General features: G+C 59.6%; 8 protein-coding genes. 1 reads left to right on the forward strand and 7 read right to left on the reverse strand.

Annotated elements, in window-relative coordinates:
* Positions 1-124 precede the first annotated feature (124 nt).
* Positions 125-799, forward strand: coding sequence for an FHIPEP family type III secretion protein (locus IIC71_14570; protein ID MCH7670404.1), 675 nt, complete (start codon positions 125-127; stop codon positions 797-799).
* Between the two features lie 1,488 nt (positions 800-2,287).
* Here the strand turns inward: IIC71_14570 and IIC71_14575 are convergent.
* The 7 genes from IIC71_14575 to IIC71_14605 all read right to left on the reverse strand — a co-directional run.
* Positions 2,288-3,493: a glycosyltransferase family 4 protein gene (locus IIC71_14575; protein ID MCH7670405.1), complete on the reverse strand. Its 1,206-nt coding sequence runs from the start codon at positions 3,491-3,493 to the stop codon at positions 2,288-2,290.
* A gap of 14 nt (positions 3,494-3,507) precedes the next feature.
* Entirely contained in the window at positions 3,508-4,455 is a 948-nt protein-coding gene (locus IIC71_14580; GenBank protein MCH7670406.1) for a hypothetical protein, read from the reverse strand.
* Positions 4,456-4,999: 544 nt separating this feature from the next.
* Positions 5,000-5,899, reverse strand: a complete 900-nt coding sequence (locus tag IIC71_14585; GenBank protein ID MCH7670407.1) for a hypothetical protein — start codon at positions 5,897-5,899, stop codon at positions 5,000-5,002.
* A 61-nt stretch (positions 5,900-5,960) separates the two neighbouring features.
* Entirely contained in the window at positions 5,961-7,214 is a 1,254-nt protein-coding gene (locus IIC71_14590) for an O-antigen ligase family protein (protein MCH7670408.1), read from the reverse strand.
* Positions 7,211-8,983: an SLC13 family permease gene (locus tag IIC71_14595; protein MCH7670409.1), complete on the reverse strand. Its 1,773-nt coding sequence runs from the start codon at positions 8,981-8,983 to the stop codon at positions 7,211-7,213. The genes IIC71_14590 and IIC71_14595 overlap by 4 nt, the downstream gene beginning before the upstream one ends.
* A gap of 33 nt (positions 8,984-9,016) precedes the next feature.
* The gene (locus tag IIC71_14600) at positions 9,017-9,856 is read right to left on the reverse strand and encodes a hypothetical protein (GenBank protein ID MCH7670410.1); all 840 of its coding nucleotides are present in this window, start codon (positions 9,854-9,856) and stop codon (positions 9,017-9,019) included.
* A gap of 4 nt (positions 9,857-9,860) precedes the next feature.
* On the reverse strand, positions 9,861-10,565 hold a 705-nt coding region (locus IIC71_14605), incomplete at its 5' end, for a CpsD/CapB family tyrosine-protein kinase (GenBank protein MCH7670411.1).

The raw sequence follows: 10,565 nt of genomic DNA on the forward strand, positions 1-10,565 counted from the left end.
CAGCGAGGAGCTCTACGCCGACGTGGCCTCGCGGTTCCCGGACCTCGAGCGGCGCTCGCTCGAGGTCAAGGGCAAGGCCGAGCCGATCGCCGTCCGCGTGCTCCACGCCGCGGAGGCATAGCGCATGCAGGTCCGCGTCCTCGGTGCCCATAACCTCGAGACGAAGGAGACGCACCACACGTGCTTCCTCATCGACGGTGTGCTGGCGATCGATGCGGGTACGGTTTCTGAACCCATCAATGGCATATCCACGAAGGAACCGGCGTTTGGCTTGCCCGCCCTGTGGATCGACGAGAAGCAACGCCACGACGCCGAACACAGAAACTACACCGTTGTGGAGCCATCCAGCGTCATTGCAACCTATTTGACAGAGCTGATTAAACGGCATGCGGACGAGCTTCTGACCCGCCAGGAAGTCAATCGACTTCTGGATCACCTGAAGGAAAGTGCGGGAAAACTCGTCGAGGAAGTGGTTCCGGAGGTCTTGAAACCTGGAGAGATTCAACGCGTGCTGCAGCCAGGCGGCACACTGGTTCTCGGCCTGCCAACTGAAAGGAACATATTTCGCGACGTACTGCGACTGGACTATTACGACGGCAATCATCTCTACGCGTTTAGTGTGCGAAATTCCTACAAAATCCTGAATGAGACTGGCTTTTCGGTGGAAAGCCTGTTCTTTCATCTTCCGAGATGTCATGGCCGGCTCGGGTATGCGATTCAGAAAGGCTGGAATTACGCCAGATGGCCATTTCGCGAATACCCGTCGATGGCCTACTGGATTATCGCAACGAAGTCATGAGCGGATCGTCCTGGGTTCATTGAGGGCTTGCCATCGCCTCGGTTCGGCGGAGTTGGATAATGAGGATTGTCAACTCGAGTTATCCCCACTTGTCATGTGTGTTGTGAGCGAGGTCACAACGGCGTTTCGCTTCTGGTGCTTCGGCTGGTACGGAGCCTGGACGTGTCGGTGCCCGTCGTCCCTCGTCAAGAATCTGAGAAAGATGTCCAGTTTGGTCGGTTTCGTTTTTCTGGGGTGTCCGATATCACCCGGGGGCGGTTCCCGTCGCGGCCCATCGGAGTCTTGGTACGCGGATCGCAGTGTCAGCGAGAAGGATCCCCAGCGAACTAGGCCACTGAGAAGCATTACCAGAGGCACAGTCCAGGTACGAAGAGCAGCGGTTTCCCACGCCACGGTTGCGCGAGCAGACGATGCGAGAGCTTCGGCCACCGAAAGCTGCCTAGTTCGATCGAAAGCAAGGATTTCTGCTCTGTGCAGGGAGACGGCCCCCGTGACAAATGCCGCGACCACGCTCAATTGGGCGAGCCGGGTAGGACGAAGGCCCTTGGCATCACGACTCGGAGAGGAATGGTTGCTTCGGGGAGCGACAGGGTAGCGAAGTAGAGCATGGCAACAATGCCTAAACCCAGTGTGAATCGGCGAGAATTTCGCCTTGCGTCCCCATTGTGCCGGTTGATCGCGGCTTCCACAGAGGAGGGACCGAGCACGGCGGACAGTCCGATTGCGAGAACCAGGATTGGCTCAGCTGTGATCCTCGCCGCTTCGGAAAGTCCAAGGTCGGCAGCACTTGCCAGTTGCGTTATGAGAATGCCGATGACGAATCCCGCTGTCGGACCAGCAGATGCTCCTATTGGCAGCCACCTTCCGCTCCTTAAGAGATCACGCGGCGTACAGCAGGCGGAGGTCGGGTGCTCCGATCGGGTCATTAGGAAGGAGTAGGATGCGACGCAACATCGGCCACGACGAGTGCTCCAAATGGGAGTAACGTAGGCGACAGGCCTAGAACGCGCCCCACCAGTAGAGCTACCGTCGTGACCACCATGCGCAGTAGGGGCACGCGGGCCGCTGTCCAGTGCTGGCTCGCCAAGTGCAGCAAACGTCGTGCGTGGCCTTGGAGTGGGAAGACTGCTGCTACAAGAGCACCTGTGATCACTAGAGCTGCCCCACCACCTTGTGGACCATCAGAAGGTAAGAAAATCGAGGTCAGTAGCACCGCTATTGTCGCCAGTAGTACCCACGGCAACGACAGCCACATATTGCTACCGAATGCTGACGTTCGTTCGGGGGCGGCAACTCGTACGAGTCGCGTCTCGGCTGGGAGAGGTGCTAGCTGTGTGGCAGTTGCGATGCCAAGACCCGCGCCGCGGATACGACAGCGTACATGCCTAGTTCAGACTCGGTCAGGACCCGAACTGCGGCGATTCCCGCCATGGACGTGGCAATCCGACGCGCCAGCGTCAGCGTCCGCCAGGCCCGCTGGAAGCTTGATCATTCAGCTGATTCCGCGACAGCACGATCGTAAGCAGCAAGTAGCGTATCTGTAAATCGGAGCGTGGGACGAACCGTCGACTCTCCCCTAGAGCCGATAACTGCGTCCAGCGCACTGGCGATGCGGCGGGAGGTCACGTCGGGGCTTGAAGGTTCGACACCGCGAGTCGGGACGTCGGGCCACATGCCGGCGACGATCGGCGGCCCGCCGCGATTGAGGTACACCACTGGTGTGCCAACGGCCAGTGCTTCGGCTACCACGAGACCAGCCTCGTCATGCAACGCAGGGTGCACAAGCGCCGATGCGCATGCTATCTCAGAGAGTAGGCGCGTGCGCGGTACCACTCCCATAAAGCGCACCCGATCGGTTAGTCCGAGGGCTGCCACAAGTCGGCCGAGGCGGTCGCGTTGCGGGCCTTCTCCGTAGATCTCCAGCACTGCGTTGGTGTCGTGTATATGCTGCATGGCTGTGATGGCAAGACTGGTTGCTTTCCAGGCTATCAATCGCCCCGCGACAATAATTCGGTGGGGTAGGGGCGAACTCCGCGCACTTCCGTCTAGGAACGGAATCGATTCCGCCACTACTAGGGCATTTGGCACGACGACAGCAGTCTCTTGGACGCCCAGGCTCTTTGCGGTCTCCGGGTTCTGGGTGAGCACGACTTCGGCCCGGCGCGCTAGTCGTGCCGCTCCATTGAGTTTCGCCAGAGCGGGTCGAGAGAGTACGCGAATCAGGTCTCCGCTGCCTCCGCGCAGTCCCATGACGCGCATCAGGCTGATTGGAGGTCGGACGCCACCCCCGACCGGTCCCCAGACGAACGGCTTGTCGACAGCGGCGAGACCAGTTCGAGCCCAATACGTCGCGAACGTGACGTGGTGAGCGACATCGAAATCGAACTTCTTGTCGAGTCGAGTTGCAGCATCGGCGAGGTGACGTTGCCATAGGTCGTAGTACCAATGCATCGTCACCGATCCCCCCCGTTTCTTCACACGTCGGGACAATCCGTCAACATCGAGTCCAATCAGGTGGATTCTATCTCGGAGGGGATGATCTCTCAGGAAGGCCCGGAGGACGGGGAGATTCTTCTCGCGAGTAATCGTCCAGACCTCGTGTCTGGATGCTGCTGCCAGCACGGCTTGGAGTCCGACTTCGGGCTCAGAGCCACGGTCTGGCTCACATGCGTAGGCAGAGATCAGAACACGCATATACTCAGCACCTCTTAACTCTGGAGCAGTCGGAGTCGTTCGGTCATTGCCGAGACAAGCCGCTGTGCCGTCTCGGTCGAGCTGTCAAGTCCGCTGCCGATGAGGTCAGGGTTGGCGGGCAGGTGGGCGGAACCGCCCCATGTCACGACAAGTGCAGCGCGGCGACGAGTGAGGAAGACTCCTCGGGTGTACTGAACTAACGCGCGATTGATCGACGACGAGAGTTCGAAGCTGTGGGAGCGCAGCAGGAATCGTTCAAACTTTGCCTGTAATCCCAGTGCGATCTGCGAATTGTCCCCCGGGATATGAAGCCAGAATCCACTCGGAGTGCGGACTCTCCCGACGAGTCGTGGGAGTTGCACCACTAGGTTGACAAATGACCGCCTAGAGAACGATATCGGCCGATCAGACAGTAACCATCTTGCATCACCATCAGTTCCAGTTAACCGATGCGACGTTCGCAACAGTGCTTTTGCATCTTGCTGTGCTGCGAGCTGCCGTAGCATCTCTAATCTCTCTGGCTGACGCTTGCGAAGCGCCTTCCGTCGAAGGTAGATCAGTTCGACCTCCTCGGGGACGCTCGCAACTCCTAGTGGACCCCGCTTCTCGACCTCTTCAAGCAGCGCCGTTGAGGGAAGTCGCAACACCCCCCGTCCGTCCGGATCGTATAGCAGGTCGAGTTGTACGCCTTCGGATCCATCTTTGTTGGCACAGAACAGGAAACTCGTTTCCCCAGCGTCGTATCGCGAGAGGAGAATTGGTGAGAGGCCTCTCCGATTCAGCGACTTTCGCAAGGCTGGCAACAAGAGACGCGGTGGCCTATCGACCACGATATCCAAGTCGGAGTTGTGGAACTTGGTAGGTACGAGGTCGGCAGACCCATGCAGGAGCGCCCATTTGATCCCCGATTCTGCCAGGGCGTCCAGGGCGACTTTTGTTACTTCGAGACTTGTATTCGCCACGTATGTTCGCTTTCAGATCGGGTCTGGACCGTGGCTCTCACTGTTGCAGGCTGTCACACGGCGTGTATGTCCCGTGGTCGGGTGCGGGTACCCAACCACGGCTTCGTCCTGCTGATCCGGGTGGGGGAGCGTCCAGTGTGGGCCGAAATCCCATCTGAAATGTCGCCGTTGGTTGGGTCGCTATTCCGATTCTGATCATGTCTCGCCTACACATCGGCAGAACTCTAATCCGAAGTGGTTCGCCACGGAAATAGTGGAGCTCTTGGCCTCGGAAGCCGAGCCACGACCGAATGCCGTCGGCCACAACATTCGGCTTCGACTCTGAGCTTCGCCGTCCGGTGTCGGGGGGTGCTTCGATCATTCAAGGGAAGCGGGTCCCAGTGTACGGTTGTGGGTGCCGCGGGGCGCACGTCGCAGATGAGCCGAGATTCCTCGTAACCGTATCGCTTCGACCGCGCCGGGATCTACTTCCCCGTGCCGCGCTGGCGATCCTTGATCTGATTGCGGACCTGTTTCGCCGACTTCCTGGCACGGAACGCGTCGGCTATCTCGGTCTCGCGTAGACGCACGCGCAGAGACTCTTTTGGCTCTGCGACGGGGGTTCGTGATGTTGGTTTTTTTTGACGGTCTTGGCAATCGACGATGTCTTGACCCGCTGACCGACCGACGGGCCCTTTACCCGCTTGCGGCGCGCCAGAGCGGAAACACCCGTCAGGTCAGAGGTCCACTGTCCCAAGGTCCTCCTTCGCCCGTATTGACTCCGGGACACCACCCCGCCGCTTTGTACGGCGCGGAGTCGCGCGGCAAACCCGGCTTGATCGGGCCGGAGACTCAACAACACGCCGCTGAGGGCGACGACAAGTACAAGCCCCAGGATCGGTAGGAGGGGTGGAAGACCGCCGTCATCGGTCGGCCCGGTCGGTCCGACCGCGGAAAGCGTTGTCGTCACCACAAGCGGCTCAGTCGTGGTGGTAGTCGGGGGCAGCGTTGTGGTCGTTGTAGTGGTGACAACAGGGGGTCTGGTGGTGGTCGTCGTCGTGGTGGTAGTCGGCGTGACGACCTGCACTGCTTGGGAACAAGAGTCCGCAGGACTGACGCCGCTCTCAAGAAACTGGATTGTGAAGCTCCCCGGACTCGCAGCAGCAGACGCCGACACCGAAAGGACCGCTGTCCATGGGTTGGTGGTGCCTGTGCTCGTGAGAGTCGCGTTGATGCCGTTCGGCAGTTCGCTCTCGATTCGCAGACCAACTACTCCATCATTGACGATCGTGTAGGACCGGGATCCTCCCGATCCACCGGCTTCTACCGTGATGGGCCCGTCACAGTCATTGATTGTTGCCCCCGCGCTTGCGTTTGCAAGGACACCAGTCAGGATGATGACAACGCCAAACCACCGGAGAAGCTTCGATCCGATGCTGTAGCGCTGCACTTCCACTTTCATCATTCTGGTCGTCTCCCGGGCCAACCCATGGTGAGCCTAAAGCAGGTGTTGGATGTACGCATCGTCATGGAAGCTGCGTTTCCAAATAACCGTGCTCTTGCATAATTTCCAAGCTTCTATCGGCAAGGGCGATGACGGCCATGAGTGGAACCATGTACTCCAGGGCAGTCAGAGGGTTCCAAAAGCCGGCAAAAATGACAAGGGTCCCGATCGCTGATAGCGCGGCGATCCCGATGCGCGAGTTTGATCTCGCGCCAAGGAGAGAGAACGAACGCATGATGGCAAACATGACGAATCCGACGATCGGCAGCAACCCAACGCCGATGTCGCATCCGAAGCGCAAGAACTCGTTGTGAGGGTCGGGAAACCCGTCGTGGGTAGTTCTCGCAATGGTGTTGGCAAACCCGGTGCCTTCTCCGATGATCCACTGATCGCAGGCGGCCGCGGTGGCGCTCCACACGTCCGACCGATTACTCGATATCGCCGAAATCGTATCCCCGCCGGTGAAACGAGTCTGTACGGCGGGCGCGAGGATCGCAAGGCCTAGGCCGACGACGAGGACTGCAGTTCCTAGCGTTCGAATTCGTGGCGTGACCCACGAAACTCCGATTGCGATCATGATAAGCAAGAGTGCGGCTAGCGCGGTGCGGGCCTCTGTCAGCAGAATTCCTACTAGCAGCGTGATCGCGCCTATGCCCGACAACCGGCGTCCCTTGCGTGTTGATAGAGACAAAGCCGAGAGTGCAACTCCGGCCATTGCGGCATGCCGTATGGGCCAATCCCACTCGATTCCCTTGATCGCGTAGTCCCCTTGAGACACCATGATCAGACCGACACCGATGCCGAACGTCCACAGCGCGGCGACGATCCTCAAGTGATGGGTGAGACGGAGGTTTTTCGCCGCCGCCGAAACCCCCAGATACGAGACGACCCATATACCCAATGCCAGGGCGACCGGCGTTCCTGCGCCGACTTCTGGTGACCATGCAAGGGTGAGTGCTGCGTAGAGAGCGACGGTCGCGGCGAGGCCTATGTTGATCACCGCCCTACGCGTGACCGGTCCGATGACTGTCGCAATCAGCATCAGGCCGCCGACGAGGTCCCACACCGCGTCCCATGGTCCCATGATCCCGACCGGGGCGAGCGCAACAGCGAGTACCACTGCCCAGAACCCAAACGGGTGGAATCTCGGTGCGGGGTGCCACAGGACGGGTTCTGCTTCACTCGTACGTATCGAATGATCTTCAGCGTCGACTCTGGTCGCCCGATTGCTGCCGGCCGCCGCACGGTTAAACAGCACACGAAACCGGCGCTTCATACGCCCCCCGTCAGCGAAGTCAGCATGGGGATGCCTACGATCATGATCACAGTTATCGGTGCGCCTAATCTGGCGTAGTCACCGTATCGATACCCGCCGGGACCGTACACCATCGTGTTTGTCTGGTAACCCACAGGTGTCAAGAACGACGCAGATGCCGCTATCGCTATGGCGATCGCGAATGATCTTGGGTCTGCTCCGAGGGCGACCGCGGACGATATCGCAACCGGATACACCATCACCGCGGCGGCGGTGTTTGAGACGACTTCCGTGAGCAAAACGGTGAGGGCGACGAGCCCCGCCAACACGCCGACGGCGCCGAGGCTACCGAGAGAGCTGCTGATCGCTGCCGCTGCCCTGTCGGCTAGCCCTGAATTGGTCATCGCAGCGGCAAGTCCGAATCCTCCAGCCACGACGAGGACAACATCCAAATTGATGGAATCTCTAGCCTGCGAAGCAGTAATAAGTTTGAGTCCGAGAACGACGAGGACCCCGAGCAGCGACGCCTTCAGAATGGGCATAACGCCTGATGCCGCGATAACCACCACGCCGCCAAGCACGGCGAGCGGCAGCAGCGCCGCGGAATCTCCAGGCGGCACCGGCGAATCAGCGACTTCGGCAATGAGCAGAAAATCCCCGCGGTTACGCCACCTATCCTTGAACCCCGCGTCACTCAATACGATCAGTGTGTCACCTGTTCGGATAGTGACGTCACCCAACTTCTCGTGAACTCTCTGACCTGCGCGATGGATGGCGACAACAGCGCCCTGATATGTGGAACGGAAACGTGCCTCCTTTAACGTCCTTCCGGTTATGGGAGATGTATTACCCACCACCACCTCTACGAACGCTGATCTGTTGAGATCGAACCCGGTGAACTGGTCGCTCACCGCACTCGACAAGCCGTTGATCGCGTGAAGATCAAGCACTTCATCGGCGCGTCCCACAAATCGCAGACGGTCGCCTCCTTCAAGAATCAGTTTGGGGCCGACTGGCTCTATCGAGGATCCGTCACGGTGAACTTGAACCAGAAACACGCCGGTCAGATTTCGCAAGCCGCCGGCCTCCACTGATTTCCCGTCTATGTGACCTCCGAGGTCGACCGTCATGTCGATGATGAACTCGCGCATCGCTTCTTCCGAAATATCTGCCGCCGCCTGACGCGTTGGCAGGACCGATGGCGCGAGAAGCAGCAGTACAGCGAGTCCTGCTAGGGCGAGTGGTAGACCGATTGGAGTGACCTCAAAGAAGGACAGAGGGTCTGCACCTGATTCTTCGAGCAGGCCCGACACGACGAGAGTCGTTGATGTTCCTATCAGCGTCACTATTCCGCCGAGAATCGCCGCAAAGGAGACCGGCATAAGAAGAACTGATACAGCACGTCCGCGACGCCTTGCCCATGACACGAGTTCAGGAGCGAGCAGAGCGACGATTGGCGTGTTATTTAGAAATGCCGAAGAAAGCAGCACCGGCGGCAAGAGGCGGACCAGTGCCTTGTGGTCTCCAACATCGCTCGGCAGAGTCTTGTCTACGAGGCGTCGTACGCTGCCGGTTCGCGCTGCGGCCCCTGCGAGAATGTACAGCGCAGCGATGGTCAGGGGAGCAGGATTCGAGAACCCGGCGAAGGCGTCTCTGGAGTCGATGACGTTGAGCAAGAAGAGTACGACGACAGCGCCCAGAATCGCGACTGCTGGAGGGAGGACATTGCGCGCCATCAACAACACCATCGTCGCTAACACGGCAAGGGTAATCCACGCGTCCGCCGTCACTCGCTCTGCCTTCTTCCCACTGGTTTGATCGCGTCAGCCCGATACTTCTTCAGCCTTCGCCACGAGTGCTGAAGTTCCCCTGTCGAAGAAAGACCAGTCCATCGGGCGTACAAAGTTCAATGCAGGGTACCGCGCGAGCCGCATTGCTTCTCGCGGATCCATTGGGTCGATCTGGACCGAGCGTCCGTTTACGAACGTGTCGAGACGTTCATTCAAGGGGCAGGGGGTGATAGCGATGTCGTCGCCCCACGATGGGAAGATGAATCCGCCGAGAGGGACACTCGGTTCCGCGTCCTCGAGATCAAGCCGCCACCGCTCCCGCATACCGACTACGCCTAAGCCCCGTCCCTCTTTCAGATATCGCGCTGCACCTTCGCGGAGATCGAGCGTTCTTGGTCCAGAAAATACATTGGTGCCATCGATCACCATCAGGTCGTCAGCGCCAATCGGTAAACCTGCGAGGGCGAGTCCCGCCATCAGCGTCGATTTGCCGGCCTCCCTCGCCCCTACCACGCCCCACGCCAAGCCGGCGATGTGCACGATGCCGGCATGGAGGACGGTGTACCCCGACCAATCGGCGAACACCGAGGCAATTGGCGCAAGGTAAGGGTGTGCCAGTTCGTCGGGTGTCAACCGATTTGGTAGTTCGAGGACACCGATATCACTGCCGCGTTCCATCATGGCAGCCCCACCGCCGATAAGTGGTATTTCGATACGGCCGTCCTCGTTTAGGTCCTTGTACGTTTTCCGACTGAGACTCCGCTGCTCGATCGTGATCGTCGGCCGGTCATCTTCGACGGGGTTATACAGCTTCGAGTCAACGCTGTCGCCGGTGATCTTGAAGCCGTAAGCACCCCGTGCGTCGTTCGTCACGTCGCTAGCTCCGCGCTGGTTCGGTGTCGTCCGTTCCGAGCACGTCCTTCATTGACCCCTCAGTGAGCGTCATACCGAGGTTCAGCGGTGCCATGTTGTAAATGTATCCGAACAGGGGGGACCCGATCAGTTCGAGCCGGTCCTCGAGTTCGGTGAGGTTCGTGACAGACGAGCGGTGCGGTACGACGACTAGTACCTTGTCGGTGATCGAGATGATCGTCGATGCGTAGGCAACCTGCAGCAGCGGGGGCGCGTCGACAACCACGAGGTCGTAGTGCTCCGAGACACGTTTCAGAAACGCCTTGGTCGCCGGGAGACGGAAGAACTCCGGGGCCGTCGTCTCCCGCCACCCCCTGGAAAGCAGATGGAGCCCCGACTCGCCGTCTCCTTCTATGGTGACAACCGCATCGCGCATTGCAGTGCCGCCCTCGACCACTTCGGTGATGCCAGACTCCGGTGGGCTGTCGGGCAAGAGGATTGCGGTTGTTGCCTGATTGCCGAAGTCAGCATCGATCAACAGCACACGCTTCCCCTCTCGCGCAGCAGCGATCGCGGTGTTCACGGCGACGACCGTCTTTCCTTCGCTGATCGATGATGAAGTCACCCCTAGAACCAGGCCGTGGTCCAGCGGATCGGCGTTCATTCGTGCGTCCAGTGCAGCGGCGGCGAAGCGGAACGCCTCGGCGCTTGCTGAACGCGGTGCGACACG

The organism is Acidobacteriota bacterium, from assembly GCA_022562055.1.
GTDB lineage: Bacteria > Actinomycetota > Acidimicrobiia > Spongiisociales > UBA5794 > BMS3BBIN02.

What these genes read in the sequence shown, in the direction of transcription:
- IIC71_14570 (MCH7670404.1), top strand. Translation starts at nt 125, where the DNA reads ATGCAGGTCCGCGTCCTCGGTGCCCATAACCTCGAGACGAAGGAGACG.
- IIC71_14575 (MCH7670405.1), bottom strand. Translation starts at nt 3,493, where the DNA reads ATGCGTGTTCTGATCTCTGCCTACGCATGTGAGCCAGACCGTGGCTCT.
- IIC71_14585 (MCH7670407.1), bottom strand. Translation starts at nt 5,899, where the DNA reads ATGATGAAAGTGGAAGTGCAGCGCTACAGCATCGGATCGAAGCTTCTC.
- IIC71_14590 (MCH7670408.1), bottom strand. Translation starts at nt 7,214, where the DNA reads ATGAAGCGCCGGTTTCGTGTGCTGTTTAACCGTGCGGCGGCCGGCAGC.